This window comes from Parageobacillus caldoxylosilyticus (assembly GCF_019272935.1).
Classification (GTDB): Bacteria; Bacillota; Bacilli; order Bacillales; family Anoxybacillaceae; genus Saccharococcus; species Saccharococcus caldoxylosilyticus.
This window is the reverse complement of the sequence record NZ_CP040553.1, coordinates 2,529,602-2,554,749: the sequence shown is the minus strand read 5'-3', so window position 1 is coordinate 2,554,749 and position 25,148 is coordinate 2,529,602. Positions and strand designations below refer to the sequence as shown.

The window sequence follows — 25,148 nt, the reverse complement described above, 5'->3', positions numbered from 1 at the left end:
CTATTGTAAAAGAAAGAAATGTCAGATGTTAAGTACGAATGTTTAGTGTTTTTCTGACATAAACGTTTGTTTTTCGACATAATTTTTCTTAAAAAAATTTTTTCAATCGTTTTATTTAAATTTTCCTAAAATCAACAAATCCCCCACCTTATGCTTTCGCATAAAATGGGGGATTTGTTTTATCCGCGCAATGTTGCGCCGAATTGCTGTTCCACCGCCTGAATGACTTTTTCGTGAACGGCGGTCACTTCTTCATCTGTTAATGTACGTTCCGGATCGTAGTAACGGAGCGAAAAGGCAATCGATTTTTTGCCGTTTGGAAGGCGGTCTCCTTTGTATACGTCGAAGATCGATACTTCTTTCAACAATTTGCCGCCCGCTTCGATAATCGTTTTTTGCAGTTCGCCAGCGATGACGTTTTCATCGACAACAAGGGCGATATCACGCGTAATCGATGGGAAGCGCGGAATCGGCGAATAGCGGATATCTTCCACTTCGGCGTTTAACAAATCGGTCAAGGCAAGTTCAAAGACATATGTTTCTTTTAAATCGTACTCCTTTTGTACAACCGGATGGAGCTGTCCGACAAAGCCGATCGTCTTTCCATCTAGCAAAATATCAGCGGTGCGCCCCGGATGCATATGTTCGCGTTTTGCTTGTTTATATTCAATGCGATTCGTTAAACCTAGCAACTCGAACAATCCGTCTAAAATGCCTTTCGTGACATAGAAATCGACCGCTTTTTTCTCGCCTTGCCATAAGTGGGCGTGCCATACGCCTGTTACAACTCCGGCGAGGCGTTCTTTTTCGCTTGGCAGTTCGTTGTCGCCATTCGCCAGATACACCGCACCTGTTTCATAGACAGCGACGTTTTCAACTTGGCGCGCGCGGTTGTAGCTCGCTACTTCCAAGAGGTGCGGCAGCAGGCTTTGGCGAAGGACGCTGCGCTCTTCGCTCATCGGAAGCGCCAAGCGGATCGGTTCCGCCGTTTCTAACGCGAACATTGTCGCTTTTTCCTCGCTTGTAAGAGAATACGTAATCGCTTGGAACAGGCCGACATCTTCTAAATAACGGCGTACTTGCCGGCGTTTTGCTTGATATGCTGTCAGTTTGCCCGGCTTCGCTTCCGCGACTGGCAATGTCGCCGGCAAGCGGTCATAGCCGTACAATCTCGCCACTTCTTCGATAATATCTTCTTCAATCGAAATATCCCGGCGTCGTGATGGAACGGTAATCGTAAACGTTCCGTTATCTTCCATAAACGCAAATTGCAAGTTCGTTAAAATCGTGGCAACTTCGTCTTTCGTAATCGTCGTGCCAAGCACACGGTTAATGCGGTCTAGCGTAATGGTGACCGTCACTTCTTGCTCTTTTAGCGTATTGACCTCGACAATGCCGCCAACCACTTCGCCGCCAGCGTACTCGGCCATTAACGCGGCCGCGCGGTCAAGCGCTTCTTTCGTCCGCGCCGGGTCAATGCCTTTTTCAAAGCGCGTGCTTGCTTCACTGCGCAAACCGTGGTCTTTCGACGCTTTGCGAATGACAGGGCTCGTGAAATAGGCCGATTCAATAAACACCGTTGTCGTGTCGTTTCGCACTTCGGAATTCGCGCCGCCCATGACACCGGCAAGCGCCACTGGCTCCGTACCGTTGGTAATGACAAGATGATCTTCCGTTAACGTGCGCTTCGTATCATCCAACGTGACAATTGTTTCGCCTGCTTTTGCGCGACGCACAACAATTTCTTTCGAACCGAGGCGGTCATAGTCAAACGCATGAAGCGGCTGGCCGTACTCAAGCAAAATGTAGTTCGTAATATCGACCACGTTGTTATGTGGACGGATTCCTGCCGCCATTAATCGCGTTTGCATCCAAAGCGGCGACGGACCGATTTTCACGTTTTTCACAATACGCCCTGCGTATAACGGATTGTCTTCCGGCGCATCGACGCGCACAGAAATATAATCATGAACATTTTCGTCATTTTCTTGAAGCTCAATGGTTGGCAGCTTCACGTCCCGGCCTAAAATCGCCGCCACTTCATACGCGACGCCAATCATGCTTAAGCAATCGGCGCGGTTTGGCGTAAGTCCGAGCTCTAATACTTCATCATCTAGATTTAGTAATTCCAATGCATCGGCGCCAACCGGAGCGTCGCTCGGAAAAACGAAAATGCCATCAGCGTATTCTTTCGGTACTAATTTCGATTCAATACCGAGCTCTTGCAAGGAGCAAATCATACCGTTCGATTCTTCGCCGCGCAGTTTTGCCCGTTTAATTTTCAAATTTCCTGGTAAGACGGCACCGACTTTCGCAACTGCTACTTTTTGCCCTTTGGCGACGTTCGGGGCGCCGCAAATAATTTGTACCGGCTCCTCTTCGCCAATATCGACGAGGCATTTGCTTAATTTATCCGCGTTTGGATGCTGCTCGCGCTCAAGCACATGCCCGACGACAACGCCTTTTGCCCCTTTATTTAATACTTCCACGCTTTCGACTTCAATGCCGCTTTTTGTAATGCGGTCGGCTAGTTCTTTTGCGGTGATGCCTGTTAAATCAACATATTCTTGCAGCCATTTATAGGAAACAAACATCGATCAAACCTCCCTTTTATACACGATGGAATTGTTGCAAGAAACGAATGTCATTTTGATAGAAATGACGGATGTCATCAATGCCGTATTTGAGCATTGCAATGCGCTCCGGCCCCATGCCGAATGCGAAACCCGTATATTTTTTCGAATCAAATCCAGCCATTTCTAATACGTTTGGATGGACCATGCCGGCGCCTAAAATTTCAATCCAGCCCGTTCCTTTACATACGCTGCAGCCATGACCGCCGCAATGGAAGCAGGACACATCGACTTCGACCGACGGCTCGGTGAATGGGAAAAAGCTTGGACGGAAGCGGATTTCGCGATCTTCGCCAAACATTTTTCGGGCGAACTCGCGCAGCGTTCCCTTCAGGTCGCTCATGCGAATGTTTTCATCGACAACAAGCCCTTCGATTTGCGTAAATTGATGCGAGTGAGTCGCGTCATCATTGTCGCGGCGGTACACTTTTCCCGGGCAGATGATTTTCACCGGACCGCGCCCTTGATGTTTTTCCATCGTGCGCGCCTGCACCGGTGACGTATGGGTGCGAAGCAAAATTTCTTCGGTAATGTAGAACGAATCTTGCATATCGCGCGCCGGATGGCCTTTTGGCAAGTTCAACGCTTCAAAATTGTAGTAGTCTTTCTCGACTTCCGGCCCTTCGGCAATCGTATAGCCCATGCCGATGAATAAGTCTTCGATTTCTTCAATGACGCGCGTGAGCGGATGGTGATTTCCTCTTCGGACCGGGCGGCCTGGAAGCGTGACGTCAATGGCTTCCGCGGCTAATTTTTTCTCGACTTCCTCTTGTTCGAGCTTCGTTTGCTTTGCTTCTAACGCGTTTTGAATCGCTTGCCGTACTTCGTTGGCGAGCGCGCCTATGACCGGACGCTCTTCTGGCGATAATGCCCCCATGCCGCGGAGCACTTCGGTAATCGGGCCTTTTTTGCCAAGATAAGCGACGCGCACCTCATTGAGTGCTTTCAAGTCACGAGCCTGTTCGATTTTTTCGAGCGCTTCTTGTTGAAGCTGCTGCAACCGTTCTTTCATGGAAAACTCCTCCTTTTCTTCTTTATTCGAACGAGCATAGAAAGAAAATGCTTCTTCGACTGCCCATACTTGATGTTCATGGAACAACACTTTTGGAATATCTTCGCGTGGAATCCACACTAGTTCGTGGTCTTTTTCGAAAACGGAGTGTTGCTCTCCTGTAATTTCTGCTATGTAGAAAAACCCATCGCTAGCCATATAGTCATGAAAAGTCGTTGAGTAGAAATACTTTTGCGCACGTCCGATAAATTGGAGAATACGGACGTTATACCCCGTTTCTTCCAAAACTTCACGCTTGAGACAGTTTTCCAATGTTTCTGTCCCTTCCACCCCACCGCCGGGCAAAAAATATCCCGTTGGCGTTTTCACGACAGCGACCATGCCGTCGTTAATGATGACCGCATAGGCGCCTCTCCTGACGATGTAATGTACATGTTCGAGGCGATCGCCAAATATCCACGCTTCCTCCATCCCCCTACTCCTCTCCACTATGTTCCATAAAAAAACTCGCCCCTTCAAATAAGGGACGAGTGCACTCGCGGTACCACCCTTGTTAACAGCGCAAAAAACGCGCTGTTCGCTTCATTGCGATAACGGCATCGGCCGGAACACCTTTACATTCCGCAGACGCGGAATGGTCCAAGTGTCAACTCCAGAGGTGAATTCACTTGCTTCTGCCATAAAAACGCTCCCAGTCTACGGCGTTTTCTCCCTGGATGGCGAGTGGCAAGCTACTCTTCTCTTTCATCGTCGTTTTCCGTATTTAACTTATTTAACTATTTTTATATTATAGGCAACGGGCAAGGGCGATGCAACCTCTCGTATTCAAAAATAGCTTTTATCTATAATTTTACAATGCCCTCACGCAAATGATAAAGCAAAATTCCGGCGGCGACGGCGACGTTTAACGACTCAGCCTGTCCATAAATCGGAATGTATAAATTTTTCGTTGTCATTTGCAGCAATTCCTTATGAACCCCGCTTCCTTCGTTGCCGACAAGCAAAGCAAACGGCCGCAACGGTTTGATACGGCGATAATCTTCCCCATTTTCCAACGCTGTTCCGTAAACCGCGACATTTTCCGCCTGCAGACGCTCGATCCATTCGCGGAGATTTCCGCGAATAATCGGCAGATGAAAAAGCGATCCTTGGGTAGCGCGGATGACTTTCGGATTGTATAGATCAGCGCATCCTTCGCCAAGAATGACGGCATCCATTCCCGCCGCATCAGCGGTGCGGATCATCGTGCCGACGTTGCCTGGATCTTGCACGGCGTCAATCAGAAGCACATTCGCCTGCGCCCAGTCCATATCGTCATAGGAAAACTGCTCGCATACGGCGGCGATGCCTTGCGGTGTTTCCGTATCGCTGATCGTTTTCATCACGTCTTCTGTAACGATGGCCATCGGGATACCGCTCACATCCCAGGTTGCCGGGATCGCTTTATTCTCGTCAACAATCAATTGGATAATGGATATATTGCTTTTTAACGCTTCTTCCACTAAATGAAATCCTTCGATAAGAAAGTGCCCTGTTTTGTCTCGTTCCTTTTTCGTCAACAGCTTTTTCCACTGCTTCACTTGCGGATTTTTTACCGACTCAATTCGTTTCAACGTTGATTCTCCTTTACGTTTTGCGTATCCATATACATAATAAACGAAATTCGCGTAAAAAATAAGCATGTAACTACATACTAGTGAGGTGAACGAGATGGATTTAAATTTGCGCCAAGCAGTTATACAAAATGTGGCCAACAACACGAAGGAGCAATTAGAAGATACGATCGTTGATGCGATTCAGCGTGGAGAGGAAAAATATTTGCCAGGGCTCGGCGTCCTTTTTGAAGAAATTTGGAAACATTCGAGCGAGCAGCAAAAAGAAGAAATGCTCACGACACTGGAACAAGCGGTCAAACAACACGCATAAAAGGGAAGCTGTATCCGCTTCCCTTTCCTATTGAATTTTCACGAAGGAAATATCCCCCGTTGGAGAGTTCCTTTCCCTTCCCGTGTTGCATCTCTTTCATGATCATCATTTGTCATCAGCTTCCCCATCTTGATGACAAGGTGCGCTGCTACGCGTAACAACCCTTGAGGTTAGCGGCAATTTTCGCGGCTAGGACAGCGTTGTTTTTTACTAATGCGATATTTGCTTCAAGGCTTTTTCCGACTGTTAATGTTTTGATTTTATCGAGCAAGAAAGGCGTCACCGCTTTTCCGGCAATTTGTTTTTCTTCCGCTTCTTTAAGGGCTTCCTCAATGATCGAATTGATGTATGACTCTTCCAATTCGTCTTCTTTTGGAATCGGATTGGCAATAACCAGACCGCCGTTTAGCCCAAGTTCCCATTTTGTTGCGATTAATTTCGCCATTTCCTCCGGTGTATCGACACGGTAATTCACTTTGAACGGACTTGTGCTTGAATAAAAGGCTGGCAATATGTCCGTACCGTAGCCGATGACGGGAACGCCGTTTGTTTCAAGATATTCCAGCGTTAACCCTAAGTCCAAAATCGATTTGGCTCCGGCACATACAACAGCCACATTCGTGCGCGCCAGTTCTTGCAAGTCCGCGGAAATGTCCATCGTTTGCTCGGCGCCGCGGTGAACACCGCCGATTCCGCCGGTGGCAAACACTTTAATGCCGGCCATATTTGCGCAAATCATGGTCGCCGCTACGGTGGTCGCCCCGTGTTTTTTCATGGCAATCACATATGGCAAATCTCTCCGGCTTACTTTTTCGATCTCTTTGCTTGTCCCTAAAAATTCTAGCTCCTCTTCATTGACACCGATTTTAATCTTTCCATCCAAAATGGCGATCGTCGCAGGCACAGCGCCGTTTTCGCGGATGAGCTGCTCCACTTCCTTTGCCGTCTCTACATTTTGCGGATACGGCATGCCATGGGAAATGATCGTTGATTCCAAGGCCACGACCGGTTTATTTTCTTTCATTGCTTTTTCGACTTCTTCTGAGAAAACAAGCACGTCTTTTAAGTTCATCGATTAGACCTCCCGAGAAAAATATTGCGCGAATGTTTGCTTTAATAAATGTTGATTCAAGTTGGAACAAACGGTTTCTTTCGTTTGCAATGTAATGATGGAACAGCACATTCCTAGCTGGCAGGACTTGACAAACGGTTCTCCGTTATGGATGCCGTATAAAAAGCCCGAATTGAACTACCCCCACTTACCGGCTCATGCCGGTGGAAGTGGGGGATTCTTGTTTCCTCTGGCCGCAGTTGCTCAAAGGTTCCAAGAGCCCCCTCCGTTCAACGAGAGGAGTAGCCATACAAGATGTCCGAAGTGTCCCTTTCAGGACGACCAGCTATATGCCTATGAAAGCACATATAGAAGGTACACCATCTTCCATTCGTATAGCATCCAAAGAACGCATTGCAATGCACCCAGCTCCTAGAATCGCCATCTGCTCCGGTGACGAGAGTAAGATACTGGTACAATGCGCTCTTGAATGAACAACATTTTTATATTAATAGGTATTCATTATGTTGTTATGCCAAAGTTTTTATTAGTTGCTGTTTTTCTTCTTCTAACAATGATGGATGAAATACATCTATCTCTTGATATGGTTGATTCACATTAAAAAGATGGTACAGTGTATGTGTACGAACAGAAAACTTTTTATTCAAAATAGACCAATGTTTCCAATGGTGAGAAGCATCTTTCGGGACATACTTTTTAAGCACCTTTGGAGCTTTTTCTTTATATCCTAACCCTCGACGGCCAATCGTAAATGCAGCGGCTTGGTGGATAGAGATACCGAATTTGCGCATATACTTCATTTTTCCAGAGACAGAAGTAAAAGCCGGATTCACTTCTATAACAGCAACACCCATTTTGTCAGCACGGCTTTTGATCGCTTGTATCATTTTTCGATACGCGAACATACTCTTCATCCGATTTGCTTTCTTGTTGCCGTATCGATCCCCTGTTTTTGATAAGGTGGTATCCAACTTTTCCAAAACAATGGGCTTTTTCTTTCGAACCGCAATATCTACCAAAGCAATGGCTTCTGCTTCAATGATTTTCGTAATCTGACCAGAAGTTTTACCTTCTATCGAAAACGTTAATTTTCCACTTTCCAAAAAGTTACCATCTTTCGAAACATTTGTCCAAGCAATGTGATTATAGTTACAATCTACACCAATAACTCCATCGGAAGTAGAAAAATTAATATATGGATTCGATTCTACATCCACTAGACATTTGATGATATAGTATTCCCCGTGATCTTCCACGGACCAAGAGATTGGTTTTCCGTATTCTTTTTTGTTTTTGCATTGGATTTGATCTGTCACCGCTTTATTTACTATCTCTTGCCCGTACGGAAACACAACTCTAGGAAAAATCACTACCCTACCTCCTATGGAGGTCATATGAAGTTCATTGGTTGCTGGATTGTAATGGAATACAAAGTTTCCAGAGTCGGCATCTTTCCGGCCGGAGATGATCATTTCTTTATTTCGGGCAGCTAAAAAAAGTTTTCTCCAAGATTCGTGATCCTTTATAAATTCTTCTTTCGTAAATTGTTGTTTGAATAGTTTTTTACCGCCAAAAACAGCACTTGGAATATGTTCTTTTAATTTGGTTTTCTTTTGTTCTAATCGATACAAACGATGTGTTAAACGACCAATTTTGGCTTTGGTTCGTTTGATTTTTACATCGAGATAGCAATGTTCAAAAAGATATGTGTTCATCCAAATGAAAGAACGGTCTTTTAATCCTAAAGAAATGATTCCGCTTTTATGCAAAACAAAGTTTGTATTTTTCGGAAACCGTAGGTTTCCTTTGATACAACTCTCTTTCATTTTGCGTAATTTCGTCAATTTGGTTCGTTCTGTTTTCCGTTTTTTCTTCACATCTTTTATTTTTTCTTCTGTCTGTTGAATGTGCATTTTATTTAATTCCATTAGAGAGGAAAGAAGAGCATTGGCTTCTCGAACTGCACTGTTGGCAAAATAGTCATTCAGTCCGTACTTTTTCTTCACAGCGATATGCAGACTTGGATACAATTTTCGTCCCCATCGCTTTTCCCGGATCAGTGTTTGAAAAGCGAAACGCTTTGCGCGATGGAATAACTCTAATGTATAAGATGTTTCTGTCACATGAAGAATATCTATTTCGGATTTATACAATCTTCTTGAAAAATACGCTTTTTTCATCTTTTCTCCACCTCTAACAGAACATAAGTTCGGTATATTTATTTATATTTTGGCTCTGTTAATGTTTAATGTTGATTTTTTCAATAAAATGTTAGGGAACCATCTTTTGGTTCCCCAATTCTCAATAAACCAGTCTATTAGATATTCAATAAAGATGTTTGTTTTATATGTTCATACTCATTGTAATGGTTCTATTTTTGAATCCTAATTTTTCATACAGTTTAATCGCTTGATTTCCTGCATATACACTTAAGCGAACCTCTGAATATCCATCTTGTTTAAGATGTTCGATACCAGTTTCCATCAATTGTTTTGCAATTCCATTTCCCCTAAATTCCTCTAACACAAACAATTCATAAATAAATCCATATATCTTTTCAGTAAATTGGTCTTTACTTGTTCCTATAAGAATCCAACCCATTAGATTATCGCCTTCAGTTGCTATCAAATAATAGCTTCCTTTCTGCAATAATGGTTCAATAAGTTGTTTGACTTTTTCATCTGACGGTTTTGCTTCGCCTAATGTACCTTCGAATAATGCTTGTGGTGAAAGTGATAAAACCTTTTTATATTCCGAATCGTTTGGTTTTCTAATTTCCATAAATTGAGTTCTCCTCTCCCAGTATTTATAAGCCGATTGCCCGTTAATGACCTTTTTAAGCACTGAACTTAGATAGACGGAGACTTTCAAAAGTTTCTGTCATTTCAAATACAAATGATGTAAGCAGAAGCTCTTTTATATGTTGCTTGGTATTTTCGTTACTGCGGCTATCTACAAATAAGAACCAAGCAAGGTAATTATCAAGATATTTTGTAGCCACACCTTTAAAACGGTCAATCCACTTCTTCATCCGAGAATGAAAACTGTTGACATTTTGAATGTGATATAAGCCTTTTATAACGTGCTTTCCATCATCGGATTTGATTCGGTAATGCTCTAATCCTTTTTCTTTTGCATAGGTTTTGTATGCTCTCCAAGCATCTGTAACAAGCACATTGTCAGACGATAGTTTAGTACCAATGATAGTTTCAATTTTGGTTTTTACAATACGCCCCATACAAGATACTTTGGAGACGGTTGCTTTTGTACGGTCTCTTGCAACAAGAACACATACTTGTTCGTGGCTGATTCCTCTGTGTTTGGATTTTCCTCCACGTTTTCGAGGCTTCCGTTCTGTAATGCCACGTTGCCCTTTTTGAGAGTACAAGAAATAGGTCTCGTCAACTTCAACGATACCTTCAAAATGGTCAAAATCCATTTGCTTTAAGGCGGATAGCAGTTTATGTCTCCAGTAAAAAAGTGTAACCCAAGTAACCCCTACGATTTCAGCCGATTTACGCAGGGAGTAGCCTTTGAACATACAATCCACAAATGTAATCCATTCATCACCTTTTCGGGTGCGATAAAGAACGGTGTTAGTCGTATCCGTAAAGGTTTTAAGGCAACTTTTACAACGATACCGTTGACGACCCTTGACTTTTCCGAATCGAACAACGTGTTCAGATGTACAATGGGGACACTCGAAACCATCTTTAAAACGAGTTTCCCTCATTTCGTTAATCAATCTACCACCAACGGAAGAGGTCGGGTCAACATAACGTTTTACCCATTGATATACTTGTTCCTTTTTAGTATGGGGTAACTTGTCGATGTATTTTAATAGGTTACTGAACGCTTTGTCCATCATTAACACTCCCGAACCTTTGTTCTAATTGTAATTATAGCAAGAACTTGGTTGGGTTTCAAATATCAACAATGTTCTTTAACAGAGCCATATTTTATGACAGAAGAAGAACGTTTTTCAACTATTACGATGACTAAAAAACAAAAAATGCCGATTCATTAATAAGAGATATAGGTGTTTTATTAAGATATTTGAACTGAATTTAGGGGGGGCATACTGGATGGATAATGGTGTTGTTGTTGCTATTGTCTGTAGTTTTATGGGGGCTTTTATTTGTGTTATAGCTGCTGTAAAAATAAGAAAAAATAAAAAAAGCTAGGGCATATTAGAAATTTTGAAGTGACATTTCATAATAAAAAAAGCGTGCCAAAACTGTTGCCAGTTTGCACGCCATTTTTCATGTAAAATTGACTTTTGCGCTTCAAAACTGAACCGTTTTCTCCTTCGCCGCCATTATTCGAATCCGTTTATAATCGGCAATCCATACGCCATCTTTCCATAAAGTATGCTTTTAATCGTTGTTTTATTTGCTGATAAACCATGTCTTTTTCAGACGATTTCAACCCAGCAAAAAAGGCACCAGCAAAGCCGTCGAGCCAGTGATCTAATCCTTGGTCGCCATCAGGCAAAGGAGTAGGGCGATCAAAATGATTAGCATACATGACACGAAAACCATACTTTTCGAGCAAACTGCTATATTCCCCAATGCTCGGAAAATACCACGGATTTTTTTCTTTTGCATCAATGCCATAGTTTGTTAACAAAACTTCTTCTATTGCTTTTACAATAGCATCTACGTTTCCTTTTCCGCCAAATTCAGCGACCAACCGGCCGCCCTCGCGCAAGGCAAGAGCCATCGATTGTACAACACTTTCAGCCTGCTTCATCCAATGCAATGCCGCATTAGAGAAAATAGCGTCATAGCGTTCTTGGGTTCGAAACGTTTCACCCCTATCAACAAAAAAGGAAATATACGGATATTTTTTACGAGCTTTTTCAATCATATGTGAAGACGCATCTATCCCGACAACTTCGGCTCCCAGCTTTGCAATTTCATTGGTAAGCTCCCCTGTCCCGCAGCCTAAATCGAGAATTTTTTCTCCTTGTTTCGGGCCCAACATTTGTATCAAACTTTTTCCTAATTCAGATACAAATGATAATTTTTCATCATATATATCAGCATTCCATACATTCACAGAAACCAATTTTTCTCCCCCTAAGTTTGTTATGCTAATATATGATTTTTCATTCTCGCATCTCTGTCTTTCACTTCTATATATCCCTTCGCAAAAAGAAAGCCGGCATCCTTTGATATGATCCCCTTATAGTAGACAGAAAAAAGAAAGCCAATTAATCTGTCTACTATGGAGGGGATTTTTCTATGGGGAAAATACGAAAAACATACGATGCAAAGTTTAAAAAGAAAGCGGTGGATTTATATTGGAAAGAGGGCATGGGATATAAAACGGTGGCGAAAGAATTAGGGATTGATGAGTCCATGGTACGCCGATGGGTGAAACGCTATGAACAGGAAGGAATGAAAGGGCTAGAGGAAAAACGAGGAAAGGCAAAAGGACCAGGCAAAGGAAGACCGAGAACTCGTCCGGAAGATCCTGAAATGAAAATCAAGCGTCTTGAGGCGGAAGTAGAGATGCTAAAAAAGCTCTTAAAGAGGTGAAAGGGGGAATGGAAGCAGTACCAGCTCACAAGAAGTTCGCGATCATTCAAGAAATGGCCGGGTGTTATGGTTCGATTCAACGATTATGTGAAATAGCAGGCGTGTCTCGAAGCGGATATTACAAGTGGGTAAAACGACAGGAACGCCCTTCTCCGAAGCACTTGGAAGACGAGCAGCTAAAGGAAAAAATCCAAGAGTGCCATGAAGAAGTGAAAGGAATCTATGGGTATCGGAGAGTAAAAGTTTGGCTGAAACGGAAATACAAACTGGATATCAACCATAAACGAGTACAAAGGCTGATGAGGGAGATGGGAATTCGGGCAGTGATTCGGAAGAAACGGCCTTATTACGGAAAGAAAGAGCCTTATGTGATTTCGGACAACCATCTAAACCGAGATTTCCACGCGTCCAAGCCAAACGAGAAATGGGTGACAGATATTACCTATTTAATTTTTAATGGGCAAAAGCTCTATTTGTCCGCCATTAAAGATCTATACAACAATGAAATCGTGGCCTACCATATCAGTCAAAGAAATGACATCAAACTGGTCATCGACACGCTAAAAAAGGCCATAAAAAAACGGAATGTAAATGGACTCCTCCTTCATAGTGATCAGGGGTTCCAGTATACATCCCGCCAATACAACAATCTACTAAAAAGATACAATATAAAGGCCAGTATGTCCAGGAAAGGAAACTGTTTGGACAATGCCTGCATGGAAAACTTCTTCAGCCATTTCAAGGCAGAGTGTTTTAATCTGTACTCTTTCCGCACGGCCGAAGAGGTGAAGGATGCCGTACACAAATATATTCGTTTTTATAACCATCAACGTTTCCAAAAGAAATTAAATAACCTGAGTCCTTATGAATATAGGACTCAGGCTGCTTAAATGTGCTTTTTTATTCCTGTCTACTTGACAGGGGTCACTTCACTTTGTTGCCGGCTTCTCTTTGCTGATTATTCAAATGTAATTTGTTTTACCTTTTCCGCGTCTAAGCGCTTGATGACCTCGACAAGCAGCTTCACCGTATTTTCATAGTCATCGCGGTGAAGGATGGCAGCATGCGAATGGATGTAGCGCGTTGGAATCGCAATCGTCAGCGACGGAACGCCGCTTGCCGTTAAATGAATCGCGCCGGCGTCAGTGCCGCCGCCTGGCATTGCGTCAAAATGATACGGAATGTTGAGTTCTTCGGCGACATCAATGACAAACTCACGCAAGCCGCGATGCGATACCATCGTTGCGTCGTATAGGACGATATGTGGCCCGGCGCCAAGCTTGCCCATCGCTTCTTTTTCGGAAACTCCTGGCGTATCTCCGGCAACGCCGACGTCCACGGCAAAAGCAATATCCGGCTGAATGAAATGCGCCGCTGTTCTTGCCCCGCGCAAACCGACTTCTTCCTGCACCGTACCGACGCCATACACGACGTTCGGATGATCGGCATCTTTTAATTGCTTTAACACGTCAATTGCAATCGCGCAGCCGATCCGGTTATCCCAGGCTTTCGCAAGCAGCATTTTTTCATTGTTCAACACGGTAAATTCAAAATACGGAACGATCGAGTCGCCCGGGCGCACACCCCATTCCATTGCTTCTTCGCGGCTTGTTGCGCCGATGTCGATGAACATATCTTTAATTTCGACCGGTTTTTTGCGCGCTTCCGGCGGCAAAATGTGCGGCGGTTTCGAACCGATAACACCTGTAATTTCGCCTTTTTTCGTTAAAATCGTCACGCGCTGCGCCAGCATGACTTGGCTCCACCAGCCGCCTAGCGTTTGAAAGCGGATAAATCCTTTGTCATCGATTTGCGTCACCATAAAGCCGACTTCGTCCAAATGGCCAGCAATCATAATTTTCGGACCGTCGGCAGTTCCTTTCTTTTTCGCGATTAAACTGCCAAGACCGTCGGTTGTTACTTCATCGGCATAAGGAGTTATGTACTTTTTCATTACTTCGCGCGCTTCCCGTTCATTTCCAGGGACGCCTCTCGCGTCGGTCAGATCCTTCAGCATCGTCAACGTTTCATCGAATTTCGCCATTATGAAACCCCTTTCTGTTTCTATCCATCCTTTATTATACCCAAAACCGCCAATAATGTATAAAATTTGTTAATAATTCTGATTTTGCCGTTCATGATTGACTTGATTTTTTTGCTTATAGGCTTGTTCGATTTGTTCCGTAGAAAAGCCTAGCTGTCTGCCAAGCAGCAAATACTCGGTAAACAACCGGTCATAGCTTTGCCGCGATTTCGTTTTTCCAAACTCATCCGCGGCTTGAAAAACAGCGAGAAACTGCTCGACAAGCGGCAAAGCGGCCGATTGCGGCGGAATCTCGGAATATAGAAAATCGCATTCCAAGCCGAGCGATAAAATAAAATGCAGGCCGTCGACATATTCTTCGAGCACTTTTTCTTGCGGAGAAGGCGGTTTCACGCTCCAAAATTTAAAACAGCGCGTTTCATTGGCCAGCTCGCCAATTTCGACGAGCAAAGCAAGCAGTTTTTTTGCAAACAACTCTTCCTCCATAAGGCCGTGCTGCGTCTCAATCCGCTCATCGAGCTGGCGCTGCAGCGAGTAAAGCGCCGCAAAGTCCATCCTTTCACCCCCTACAAAGAGTTAAAAACCAAACATATGCCACAATCTCCATCACCGCCAGAAGCGGCAAACCATAACGGAAAGCACGATGGCGCGTTTTATGATGAAACAAATACATGCCCGCCGCCGTGCCGACCGCCCCGCCAATAAAGGAAACGAGCCAAATCGTTTTTTCGGCGATGCGCCATTGATGGTGCTTCGCTTTATATTTATCGATTGTCATGATGAAAAGACCGATAATATTCATCACCAAACTATATTGTACCATTGCCATTTCCTTTCTTGTAAGAAAAAAGACCATTCCCGTCAGCGAGAATGGTCACTGCTTCCTTACTTGTTCAAATTTGCTTTCGCCAGGTCGGCAAGCTGTGCGAACGCAGCTTGGTCATTAACCGCTAAGTCCGCTAACATTTTGCGGTTTACTTCTACCCCCGCTAATTTCAAACCGTGCATAAAGCGGCTGTAGGAAAGGCCGTGCATACGTGCCGCTGCGTTGATGCGCGTAATCCAAAGTTTGCGGAAATCGCGTTTCCGCTGACGGCGGTCGCGATACGCATACATTAACGATTTCATTACTTGTTGGTTTGCGACTCTATATAAAGCATGTTTCGCTCCGAAATAACCTTTTGCTAATTTCAACACTTTTTTGCGACGTCTGCGCGTTACCGTTCCACCTTTAACACGTGGCATACATATTCCCTCCTATATTTCTCCATTATTTCAAGTTGTCAAGCAGTTGGCGAATGCGTTTGAAGTCGCCAGGAGATACAAGCGCTGCTTTGCGAAGTTTGCGTTTTTGTTTTTGCGTTTTATTGGCAAATAAGTGGCTTGTATAAGCATGACCGCGTTTTAATTTACCGGTACCAGTCTTTTTGAAACGCTTTGCAGCGCCACGATGAGTTTTCATTTTTGGCATAGGGTGTTCCTCCTCACTCGATTATTTATCGTTTTTCGGTGCTAGTACTAAAAACATATTGCGCCCGTCCATTTTCGGTGCCGTCTCGACGACGCCGATATCCGAACATGCCTCGGAAAACCGTTCAAGGACGCGTTGACCAATTTCCTTATGCGTAATCGCCCGTCCTTTAAAGCGGATTGTCGCTTTTACTTTATCGCCTTTTTCAAGGAACTTGCGCGCGTTGCGGAGCTTCGTATTAAAATCGTGCTCCTCGATCGTCGGGCTTAAGCGCACTTCTTTGACGTTGATCACCTTTTGCTTTTTGCGCGCCTCTTTTTCTTTTTTTTGCTGCTCGAAGCGGAATTTGCCGTAGTCCATGATGCGGCATACCGGCGGTTTCGCGTTTGGCGCTACCAGCACTAAGTCGAGGTTTAATCTCGCCGCAATTTCAAGCGCTTCTTGTTTCGATTTGATCCCCAGCTGCTCGCCGTTTGGATCAATTAAGCGGACTTCACGGGCACGAATGTTTTCGTTGATAATAAAATCTTTGCTAATAACCAGCCACCTCCAAGGTTTTTTGCGAATTACTTGTTTGTCGCATCGCACTCCCGGCATCGAGCGGTTCCGGAAGAGCAACCGATCGCCGGCCTTTCTCTTCCAACAAAAAAGTGTGGATGCATACGACACCCACACTGCTTACGTCCGAAAACCATATCACGAACCGTAACGACCTGTCAACAGCCATGCCGGCGTCAACCAGGTGAGAAGCGGGGTGCTTCTGCTTTTGTTACAAACAAGTATTCTATTCACTTTATACAATATATCACCTTGGAAGTGGCATGTCAAGGCGCTTTTCTTGATTGACACACAACATTTTTCATTATAACGAATCGTTCACGGTTTGACAAGTAAAAAAATGAAACACCCGTGAAGCAAAACTTCACGGGTGTGTTTTTGTCTATTTTCGCCGCACTTCCTCCTGCAAGGAAGCAATAAAGTCATCGAGCGCCATCGTTTCGCTTTTTTGTTCACCGTATTTGCGGACGTTCACGGCGTTTTCCGCGATTTCTTTGTCGCCGACGACAAGCATGTAAGGAATTTTTTGGATTTGCGCTTCGCGGATTTTATAGCCGATTTTTTCGTCGCGTTCATCGACTTCGACGCGGAATCCTTTCGCTTGCAGCGCTTCTTTTACTTCGTATGCATAGTCAAGATGCGCCTCCGGCGATACCGGAATGACTCTCACTTGCACAGGCGCGAGCCAAGTTGGGAACGCTCCTTTATATTCTTCAATGAGGAACGCAACGAACCGTTCCATTGTCGAAACGACGCCGCGGTGGATGACTACCGGGCGGTGCGGCTTTCCGTCTTCGCCGATGTACGTTAGGTCAAAGCGTTCCGGAAGCAAGAAATCGAGCTGCACCGTCGATAATGTTTCGTCCTTGCCAAGCGCGGTGCGCACTTGCACGTCTAATTTCGGCCCGTAAAACGCCGCTTCCCCTTCTGCTTCGTAATATTCCAATCCCAGTTCATCCATCGCCTCACGCAGCATCCGTTGCGCTTTTTCCCACATTTCATCATCATCGTAATATTTTTCTTTGTCATGCGGATCGCGATAAGAAAGGCGGAACGAATAGTCGTTTAAGCCGAAATCTTTGTATACTTCCAAAATTAAGTTCACCACGCGCTTAAATTCGTCTTTAATCTGGTCCGGACGAACAAAGATATGGGCATCATTCAGCGTCATGCCGCGGACGCGTTGCAAACCGGAAAGCGCCCCGGACATTTCGTAGCGGTGCATCGTACCCAGCTCGGCGATGCGGATTGGCAGCTCGCGGTAGCTGTGGATTTTGCTTTTATAAATCATCATATGGTGCGGACAGTTCATCGGACGCAGGACAAGCTGCTCGTTGTCCATCTCCATTGGCGGGAACATGTTTTCTTTATAATGGTCCCAGTGTCCGGAAGTTTTATATAATTCGACGCTGCCAAGCACCGGCGTATAGACGTGCTGATAGCCGAGCTCAATTTCCTTATCGACAATATAGCGCTCGATAATGCGGCGAATCGTCGCCCCTTTCGGCAGCCAAAGCGGCAGGCCTTGTCCGACTTTTTGCGACGTTGTAAACAATTCCAGCTCTTTTCCTAGTTTGCGATGGTCGCGCTCTTTCGCTTCCTGCAACAGGCGCAAGTATTCATCCAAATCTTCTTTTTTGAAAAACGCCGTTCCGTAAATGCGCTGCAGCATTTTGTTGTTGCTGTCGCCGCGCCAGTATGCTCCAGAAATATTTAGCAGCTTAAACTCTTTAATTTTTCCCGTCGATGGAACGTGCACCCCGCGGCAAAGATCGAAAAACTCTCCTTGCACGTAAATGGAAATCGTTTCTCCTTCCGGAATATCGTTGATCAGCTCAAGCTTTAAGTCATCGCCGATTTCCTCATAAAGGCGGATTGCCTCTTCCCGGCTTACCTCTTTGCGGACGATTTCCAAGTTTTCTTTGACAATTTTCCGCATTTCTTGTTCGATTTTCGGCAAGTCTTCCGGTGTTAACGAATGTTCCATATCAATGTCATAATAAAATCCATTTTCAATCACGGGCCCGACACCAAGTTTCACGTTTTTGTACAGGCGCTTAATCGCCTGCGCCATCAAATGGGCCGTGCTGTGGCGCAAAATATCGAGCGCTTCCGGCATGTCTTGCGTAATGATCGAAATCGCGCCGTCTTCTTGGATCGGCGTGCGCAAATCAATAAAACGATCATTCAATTTTCCGGCAATCGCTTTTTTCTTTAATCCCGGGCTGATTGAAGCAGCGATATCTTCCGTTGTCGTTCCTTTTGGAAACTCCTTTACCGCTCCGTCCGGGAATGTAATGCGGATCATTTCCGACATACACTTTTCCTCCTTCTTCTTTTGAGTTAAAAATAAAAAAACTCCTCCCTCAACAAAGGGACGAGTTTGCGTCGTGGTTCCACCCTTCTTCCCATTGCCGCAAAAAGGCATACCGCTCCTAGGCAATGGCTCGAAAATCATAACGGCTGAACATGCCGGCGGCAATTACTGGATGTGCGTCGTTCACTGCCGCAGCTCCGAGGTGGTAAGTGTATTTTTCGTGTTAGGAAGGTTTCAGCCGCTGCCTTCCCTCTCTGGAAACCGTAAAAATACACCCGTGTCCTCATCATCACTTTTCCATATTTCTTTCATGTACGCTATTATAGAACAGGTTCATGGAAAAATCAAGTTCCTTTCTCATGCCCTGCACCCGTCGCGCGCTGGTGCGCAAAATCGCTGCGGCTGTAAAGACGGATTCGCTCTTGAAACACGTTTTGAATCGTTTGCACCATTCCGTCATCGATAAGGTCGGTATATAAATAAATCGTATCCGGGGCGATGGAGACAAGCGGCGCCAGCACGGAAGAATCGATGTACATCGGCTGGCTGACGATTAAATTGCGGTCAATCCATTGTTTCAATTCTCCCGCGGTAATTTCCCGCAGCTTCTCATCGTAAAAAAGAAAAGACGGCGGTTGGTGGACTAAATGGATTTGTGACAGTTTCGGTGGCCGTGCTGCGATACAGTCGCGCAATGTTTGCACAAAATTTTGATATTCCTGTTCCAGCTTATATTCATCGATCGCCAGCTCGACGTAATGTTGCAGCCGCTCCATATACGATTTTAGGCGAAACGTGATAAAGGAAGAGAAGGAAAAAGAAAGCCCATCTGTTAAAAATTGCTCTAACGCTTCTCGAACCAATGTTTCTCGGGAAACGGAAAGCTGTTTTCCTTTGCGGTAGTCATATCGTTCGCCATCAAGAAACGAATGGGCGAGCTGCAAAATTTGCTGCTGTTCTTCCTTGTCTTGAAAATAAAACGTACCAGAAATGATCGATAATAACAACCGGTCTTCAATAAAACGCAAAATAAAATTCGTGATAGCCGGTATGATATCGGAGCAGATGACGCCGTCGTGATTCTCATATATGTAAATCGCAACAAGGGATTTTCCGTTATATGTTGTGCGAAAGAGCGGATGAACCGTTTTTTTCTCTCTCTCCTTCAATAAGGAAAACAACTTTTCCGCATCGCTTGCCTGTTCCAAATAAATTTCAATCAAGCGCTGTCCCCCCTTTACGAGTCAATGCTTGTTTCTATATATATGGGGACAAACGGTCGTTTAGAATAAAAAAAGGATATTTCCGTTTTCGGAAATATCCTATTCAAGACGGCGGTTTTTGCCTTTTACTTCTACCGGTTGCGCCAAATAGAGAATCCGCTCCATAATGCGCGCCGCCTTCACCTGTTCCTCCTCGCCGCGCTGCGAATACGTCAAATGATGGGCAAGCTGCTGCAAATCAAAATTCGAGGTAAAAAACGTCGGCAAATTTTCGAACATCCGATATTGCAAAATCGGTCCCAGCAAGTCGTCGCGCACCCAGCTTGACATCGATTCAGCGCCGATATCATCGAGCATTAAAATAGGCACTTTTTTGACGTAATCAAGTTTTTCGTTCACCGTTTGATCTTGCAGCGAACTTTTCAGCTCACGGAAAAATTCGGGAACATACACGATCAGCGACTGGACGTTTTTTTTCGCCAGCGCGTTGGCAATCGCGCCAAGGATATACGTTTTTCCAACGCCAAACGAGCCGTATAAATAAAGGCCTTTCATCTTTTTTCCCGGTTCATACTCGGAAACAAAACGGTCGGCCAGCTCAATCGCCTTCATTCGCCCTTCGTCATCCAGATCAAGATGGGACAGCGACGCTTGCAAAATCTCGCGCGGCACAAATAAGCTTTGAATGAGCGATTCCTGCTGTTTACGTTCATCATGCTTGATTTTCGCCGGGCAGCGGTCATACTTTACATCAATGACCGTCCCTTTTATAACGAGATGAGGATGATATCCTTTCAAAAAGTTTTTACATTGCTCTAAACTCGGACACTGATCGCAGTTTTTGCTTTGCTCGATAAATTCGTACAGTTTCATTAAACTGCGGTCTACCATCTCTTTTGTAATTTCCTGCTCATGCGCGCGCAAAAACGCTTGTACTTCCGGATGCGTCAAAATCTGCCGCTTCATTTGTTCATAACGCTGCTGAAAATCTTTTCTGCCTAGCAGCCGATGTAATAATTGATTCACTCGTTCCATTGCTTTCACATCCTATTATTCGTCGCGGTATTTTTTTAGCCGTTCTTCCAGCTCGCGCCGTTTTTCCTCAATGTCGACCTCATTATCTTGCTCATCGCTTTGACTATAATCCATATTAAGCCATTCTGGCAACAGTTCTTTCCGCACGGTTCTTCTATTTGTTCTTTTGCTTTTTTCATCCGCCCAGCTTTGGTACGTTTTCGCTTCTTGCTTTGCCAGCTCCATTGCCTCCTTGACGGTGCGCACTTTTTTGCGCGCCCAGTGGCTTGCGATTTTCTCCACATATTTTTTCGATAGTTTCATATTCGTCCGCAGCATGACATAATAAATTAATACGTTCACCACGCCAGGAAGCAGTTTCTGCTGAAACATAATATCTTCAATCAGCTGCAAGTCGCTCATCGACGGTTCAGCTCCGCCGGAAATTTCGATTAACAGCTGGCGGGGAGAAATCGTTTCCAGCTGTTTCATCAGCTGTTCTTCCTTCGTTTTGGGCTCGACATTCGTCATGGTTCGATATGGAAGCGGCTGTACTCGTAAACTCAAGTTTGGCAATGAATCGCCGCGTTCAAATTCATACCATTCATGGACGGCTTTGCGCAGCGCATCGATATCAATATGATAAGACGGGTCGATGACGCTCATGACAATTTTTTGCATATCAAGTGGTCCAACACCATACAAAAACGCCAATTTTTTGATCGCTTCTTTTACTTTTGCCGTAATCGCCCGTCTTGGCACCATATGTTTCGACAAACCGGCAAAAAATAATTCGAAATCAAATACGTCATCGTCGAGGTGATAGGTGTTTTCTTTTCGGCCAACATATTCATACCCATCGGCCAGCTGCAAATCTTCTTGCATTTCCCCATGAATGTTCGCCACCATCTGCTCGATATGAACAGAAGCAAAAACATCATGAAACGAACGGGTAACAGAGGAAAATTTCGTTTGGTCGATCGCGGAGGTGGAAAAAAATTGTTTTAATTGTTGAAACTTATGTTTGCCAATGCGATTATAGAGGAAAACGTTCAGCATTCCGTCGGTGAAAAACTGCTCCGGCGCTAACGGCGGCTGCAATTCGTAAATGAACAACTTCGGTTCATCGCCATGCTCAATATTCACATACGTCTTTAACAATCCAATCCCTTCTAATTTTAAACGTTCCTCATAAATTTCTTTTAAATTGCACTGCATCAGCGCCATCAGGCTATGATGGGTCGTTTCCTTCTCCGAAAGCAGCTCTAATTCGCTCCATAGCGTCATATATAAACATAAGGCGCGATAACCGATTAGCGGTTGATAAAGAAGCGTCAGCACTTTTCGATCAAAGTCATGCAGCACTCCATTGCTTCGCACCGTATAACGGTCAACCGGAATTAACTCTTTCCAATGGTGTTCCATGTTCTCGACCTTCCGTTGCTTAGTTTGGACGATGAAAAAAAGGGCTTGTTACCGATATGCAAATAAGCCCTTTAACGCTGTCCTTTTTTAATTAGTTCTTTTAACTCTTCGATAAATACGTTGATATCTTTAAATTGGCGATATACGGAGGCGAAACGGACGTACGCCACCTCATCGACTTTCGACAGCCGCTCCATCACCATTTCGCCGATCGTTTCACTTTTTACTTCAGCGACGCCTTGGTTGCGCAGCTCCCGTTCGATATCCTGTGTAATTTTTTCCAGCTCTTCTAACGCAACCGGCCGTTTTTCACACGCTTTAATTAAGCCGCGCAAAATCTTATCACGGCTGAATTCTTCACGCGTTCCTTCCTTTTTCACGACAATGAGCGGCATTTCTTCCACTCTTTCAAATGTTGTAAAGCGGTAGTGGCACTGTTCGCATTCCCGCCTGCGCCGGATCGAACGCCCTTCATCCACTGGCCGCGAATCGAGAACTCTTGTGCCGTGATGCTGGCATGATGGGCATCTCATAAAACCAACTCCGTTTTTTATTCTTATCTTTTATAATAACGGAACAACAAAGAGCGGACAAGCCGTTTCATTAGGCATTCAGCCCCGATCCGATATACGGCAGGCGCTGATCCAGCTTTCGGTACAAATCAATAATGACGTTGCGGCTCCGGCCGAAATCAAACGGCAGCAATGTCGTTTCTGTAGTGACGGAAAAGTCCACCGCGGTTTCCAGCGGCCGGACGGAGATCACAGTAGCGATAATAAACACCTTTTTGCCACGGCGGGTTTGCGCGCTAAATTCGCCCCTTTCCTCTGAAACAGATAGCAATTCATAATCTGGGGAAGAGGCAAATAGCTCCTTTACCGCTTTCATCACCGCATTGTTTGTCGCCTTATAGTAATGGCTCCGCAGTTCTTCATCTTCATGATTGTCCCTTGTTTCACAATGATTGGTTAGCGCATATTTCCATTTTTTCCAAGCACTCATCGCGACTTCTCCTCATTCTTCTCCTTAACTTCATCATTATCATACCATTATTTTGGGCGAGAAGGGTACTACTATTGAAAATAAAAAAGAGGCGCCACCGTTTCGCACCTCTTTTCTTTCGCTCGTTACGATTATAATGCTTGCGCTTTTTTCACTTCAATCGGGCGCATGCCGCGCGGAAGTTCAATCGTTTCCCGCGTTTGGGCCCCGAGTTTATCGGCGATATAATCTGCCGCAATGGTCGGATCTAAATGTCCACATGTGTAAACATCAATGCTCGCATAGCCATGCTCTGGAAATGTGTGAATCGTCAAATGGGATTCAGAAATAATGACTACTCCACTGACACCTTGTGGTGCAAACTTATGAAATGCTACTTCGCGGATTTCCGCACCCGATTTCAGTGCGGCATCGACAAACGTTTTTTCAATAAATTCGATATCGTTCAGCTTATCAAAATCGCATCCCCATAATTCTGAGATAACGTGACGACCCATTGTGTCCATTCCATAATCCCCCTTTAAACAAATTTTCTTAAATAGAAACATGAAATTCCTTTGCAATAATGGCATGTATAACTACCACGGGGGAAAGTTAGTCCTAAGAGGTCCTAACCCTTTAAGTAGTCACATTACCGTTGCCTTTAAGAAGTTCACGAGACATAGTATACTTTGTTTATGTTGTTTTTGCAACATGCTTTTTAAATTTTTTTACAAAAGATGCGAACCCCCCTTGCCGATCACATAAAAAAGTGCTGGTCCGGTAAGACCAGCGCCTTTTTATCCTGCATTTACGCTTAATTTTTCCATCATTTTAGCAGCGACCATATTCGCTAAATCGACGACGCGGCAAGAATAGCCCCATTCGTTATCATACCATGCTAATACTTTTACTTTCCGTCCTTCCATCACCATCGTCGAAAGGCCGTCAATAATCGCCGAATGCGGATTCGTATTAAAATCGATCGAAACAAGCGGCTCCATCGTAAAATCGAGGATGCCTTTTAGCGGGCCGTTTGCGGCACGAATAAACACTTCATTGACTTCTTCCACCGTCACTTCTTTTTTCACATCCACGACCAAGTCAACGAGCGATACGTTTGGCGTCGGAACACGGAGCGCCATTCCATGCAGTTTTCCTTTTAAATGAGGCAATACTAGTCCTAGCGCTTTTGCCGCTCCCGTTGTTGTCGGGATGATCGACTGTGCGCAAGAGCGGGCGCGGCGCAAATCTTTATGCGGATTGTCAATATTTTTTTGGTCGTTTGTATAAGCATGGACCGTTGTCATTAAACCGTTTTCAATGCCAAATGCTTCATCGAGCACTTTTACCACAGGGGCAAGGCAGTTTGTCGTGCAGGAAGCGTTGGAAATGATGTAATGCTTTTCGATATCAAGCACATGCTCATTGACGCCAACGACAATCGTGACATCCTCATTTTTCCCCGGTGCGGTTAAAATGACACGCTTCGCTCCTGCTTCGAGGTGAAGGCTTGCTTTTTCGCGGGAATTAAATTTTCCTGTCGCTTCGATGACAATATCAATATCGAGCTCTTTCCACGGTAGCTCTTTTGGATCGCGCGAACTGAGCAGTTTTACCTTTTTTCCATCAACGAGAAGGCCATCTTCGAGCGGAATGACTTCTCCGTCAAATTTGCCGTGATTGGAATCATATTTTATTAAATGCGCTAACGTTTCGGATGGATAGCTTGCATTAATCGCCACGATATCGAGGTGTGGAGAATGGATGGCGTTGCGAAATACCATTCTTCCAATTCTTCCGAATCCATTAATCGCTACTTTCGCTTTCATTTATGTTCTCCTCTCATATATGTTATACTAATTAACGAATTTACGCATAAATAGTATATCATATTTTTGTGAAATGTGGAGAAAAAATTCAGCAAAA

At 44.5% G+C, this 25,148-nt stretch carries 24 protein-coding genes, 2 pseudogenes and 2 other annotated features; of the genes and pseudogenes, 3 read left to right on the top strand and 23 right to left on the bottom strand.

The genetic code is table 11. The features are described 5' to 3' along the window. Positions 1-179 precede the first annotated feature (179 nt). The 4 genes and pseudogenes from pheT to BV455_RS12975 form a co-directional block, all read right to left on the bottom strand. A complete protein-coding gene (gene pheT / locus BV455_RS12985) occupies positions 180-2,594 on the bottom strand; it encodes a phenylalanine--tRNA ligase subunit beta (protein ID WP_218687257.1) in 2,415 nt (804 codons plus the stop codon). Between the two features lie 16 nt (positions 2,595-2,610). Further along, positions 2,611-3,645 (bottom strand): phenylalanine--tRNA ligase subunit alpha, encoded by a 1,035-nt coding sequence (gene pheS, locus BV455_RS12980; protein ID WP_026078643.1) that lies wholly within the window; start codon positions 3,643-3,645, stop codon positions 2,611-2,613. Positions 3,646-3,747: 102 nt separating this feature from the next. After that, positions 3,748-4,116: pseudogene (locus BV455_RS20685) on the bottom strand (NUDIX domain-containing protein); the annotation flags it as partial. Between the two features lie 48 nt (positions 4,117-4,164). After that, positions 4,165-4,402 (bottom strand) — a binding site (T-box leader). Positions 4,403-4,487: 85 nt separating this feature from the next. Then, positions 4,488-5,258: a TrmH family RNA methyltransferase gene (locus BV455_RS12975; RefSeq protein WP_081160157.1), complete on the bottom strand. Its 771-nt coding sequence runs from the start codon at positions 5,256-5,258 to the stop codon at positions 4,488-4,490. A gap of 97 nt (positions 5,259-5,355) precedes the next feature. Here BV455_RS12975 and sspI point away from each other — a divergent pair, with 97 nt between their 5' ends. Continuing rightward, a complete protein-coding gene (gene sspI, locus BV455_RS12970) occupies positions 5,356-5,571 on the top strand; it encodes a small acid-soluble spore protein SspI (protein ID WP_017437220.1) in 216 nt (71 codons plus the stop codon). Positions 5,572-5,719: 148 nt separating this feature from the next. Here sspI and BV455_RS12965 read toward each other — a convergent pair whose 3' ends face one another. From BV455_RS12965 to BV455_RS12945, 5 genes and pseudogenes are all read right to left on the bottom strand, one after another. Then, positions 5,720-6,643: a pseudouridine-5'-phosphate glycosidase gene (locus BV455_RS12965; protein WP_218687256.1), complete on the bottom strand. Its 924-nt coding sequence runs from the start codon at positions 6,641-6,643 to the stop codon at positions 5,720-5,722. 509 nt (positions 6,644-7,152) lie between these two features. Continuing rightward, positions 7,153-8,823 carry an IS200/IS605 family accessory protein TnpB-related protein gene (locus BV455_RS12960; protein ID WP_218687255.1) on the bottom strand — a complete coding sequence of 557 codons (1,671 nt, stop codon included), beginning with the start codon at positions 8,821-8,823 and terminating at the stop codon, positions 7,153-7,155. Between the two features lie 163 nt (positions 8,824-8,986). Next, positions 8,987-9,424 (bottom strand): GNAT family N-acetyltransferase, encoded by a 438-nt coding sequence (locus tag BV455_RS12955; RefSeq protein WP_160155171.1) that lies wholly within the window; start codon positions 9,422-9,424, stop codon positions 8,987-8,989. A 55-nt stretch (positions 9,425-9,479) separates the two neighbouring features. Beyond that, positions 9,480-10,508: an IS1595-like element ISBsu3 family transposase gene (locus BV455_RS12950; RefSeq protein ID WP_190977641.1), complete on the bottom strand. Its 1,029-nt coding sequence runs from the start codon at positions 10,506-10,508 to the stop codon at positions 9,480-9,482. Positions 10,509-10,929: 421 nt separating this feature from the next. Beyond that, positions 10,930-11,704, bottom strand: a pseudogene (locus tag BV455_RS12945) (class I SAM-dependent methyltransferase). A gap of 185 nt (positions 11,705-11,889) precedes the next feature. Between BV455_RS12945 and BV455_RS12940 the strand changes: the two are divergent. Together BV455_RS12940 and BV455_RS12935 are read left to right on the top strand one after the other, a co-directional pair. After that, complete coding sequence (locus BV455_RS12940) at positions 11,890-12,186, top strand: transposase (RefSeq protein WP_042409082.1); 297 nt, start codon at positions 11,890-11,892, stop codon at positions 12,184-12,186. Positions 12,187-12,194: 8 nt separating this feature from the next. Continuing rightward, positions 12,195-13,076 (top strand): IS3 family transposase, encoded by an 882-nt coding sequence (locus BV455_RS12935; protein ID WP_061580003.1) that lies wholly within the window; start codon positions 12,195-12,197, stop codon positions 13,074-13,076. Positions 13,077-13,144: 68 nt separating this feature from the next. On the opposite strand, the gene BV455_RS12930 is transcribed toward BV455_RS12935, so the two are convergent. From BV455_RS12930 to BV455_RS12865, 14 genes are all read right to left on the bottom strand, one after another. Then, positions 13,145-14,230, bottom strand: a complete 1,086-nt coding sequence (locus BV455_RS12930; RefSeq protein ID WP_042407556.1) for a M42 family metallopeptidase — start codon at positions 14,228-14,230, stop codon at positions 13,145-13,147. Positions 14,231-14,299: 69 nt separating this feature from the next. Continuing rightward, positions 14,300-14,785 (bottom strand): dUTP diphosphatase, encoded by a 486-nt coding sequence (locus BV455_RS12925; protein WP_042407558.1) that lies wholly within the window; start codon positions 14,783-14,785, stop codon positions 14,300-14,302. A gap of 4 nt (positions 14,786-14,789) precedes the next feature. Further along, the gene (locus tag BV455_RS12920; protein ID WP_218687254.1) at positions 14,790-15,053 is read right to left on the bottom strand and encodes a DUF1294 domain-containing protein; all 264 of its coding nucleotides are present in this window, start codon (positions 15,051-15,053) and stop codon (positions 14,790-14,792) included. Between the two features lie 62 nt (positions 15,054-15,115). Beyond that, positions 15,116-15,475: a 50S ribosomal protein L20 gene (gene rplT, locus BV455_RS12915; protein ID WP_017437227.1), complete on the bottom strand. Its 360-nt coding sequence runs from the start codon at positions 15,473-15,475 to the stop codon at positions 15,116-15,118. A 25-nt stretch (positions 15,476-15,500) separates the two neighbouring features. Next, on the bottom strand, positions 15,501-15,701 hold the full coding sequence (gene rpmI, locus BV455_RS12910) for a 50S ribosomal protein L35 (protein ID WP_017437228.1): 201 nt from the start codon (positions 15,699-15,701) through the stop codon (positions 15,501-15,503). 21 nt (positions 15,702-15,722) lie between these two features. Continuing rightward, positions 15,723-16,298 (bottom strand): translation initiation factor IF-3, encoded by a 576-nt coding sequence (gene infC, locus BV455_RS12905; protein WP_218687253.1) that lies wholly within the window; start codon positions 16,296-16,298, stop codon positions 15,723-15,725. Positions 16,299-16,339: 41 nt separating this feature from the next. After that, positions 16,340-16,473, bottom strand: a sequence feature (ribosomal protein L20 leader region). Positions 16,474-16,641: 168 nt separating this feature from the next. Then, positions 16,642-18,576 carry a threonine--tRNA ligase gene (thrS, locus tag BV455_RS12900; protein ID WP_061578734.1) on the bottom strand — a complete coding sequence of 645 codons (1,935 nt, stop codon included), beginning with the start codon at positions 18,574-18,576 and terminating at the stop codon, positions 16,642-16,644. A gap of 344 nt (positions 18,577-18,920) precedes the next feature. Then, positions 18,921-19,799 (bottom strand): putative sporulation protein YtxC, encoded by an 879-nt coding sequence (gene ytxC / locus BV455_RS12895; RefSeq protein ID WP_042407562.1) that lies wholly within the window; start codon positions 19,797-19,799, stop codon positions 18,921-18,923. 99 nt (positions 19,800-19,898) lie between these two features. Further along, a complete protein-coding gene (dnaI, locus tag BV455_RS12890) occupies positions 19,899-20,834 on the bottom strand; it encodes a primosomal protein DnaI (RefSeq protein ID WP_081160148.1) in 936 nt (311 codons plus the stop codon). Positions 20,835-20,849: 15 nt separating this feature from the next. Beyond that, positions 20,850-22,238 (bottom strand): replication initiation and membrane attachment family protein, encoded by a 1,389-nt coding sequence (locus BV455_RS12885; protein WP_017437236.1) that lies wholly within the window; start codon positions 22,236-22,238, stop codon positions 20,850-20,852. Positions 22,239-22,309: 71 nt separating this feature from the next. Next, positions 22,310-22,771, bottom strand: coding sequence for a transcriptional regulator NrdR (gene nrdR / locus BV455_RS12880; RefSeq protein ID WP_017437237.1), 462 nt, complete (start codon positions 22,769-22,771; stop codon positions 22,310-22,312). Between the two features lie 70 nt (positions 22,772-22,841). Continuing rightward, a complete protein-coding gene (locus tag BV455_RS12875; protein ID WP_017437238.1) occupies positions 22,842-23,240 on the bottom strand; it encodes a hypothetical protein in 399 nt (132 codons plus the stop codon). 131 nt (positions 23,241-23,371) lie between these two features. After that, on the bottom strand, positions 23,372-23,746 hold the full coding sequence (gene speD, locus BV455_RS12870; protein ID WP_003248680.1) for an adenosylmethionine decarboxylase: 375 nt from the start codon (positions 23,744-23,746) through the stop codon (positions 23,372-23,374). 273 nt (positions 23,747-24,019) lie between these two features. Next, positions 24,020-25,051, bottom strand: a complete 1,032-nt coding sequence (locus BV455_RS12865) for a glyceraldehyde-3-phosphate dehydrogenase (protein ID WP_017437239.1) — start codon at positions 25,049-25,051, stop codon at positions 24,020-24,022. Positions 25,052-25,148: the final 97 nt, after the last annotated feature.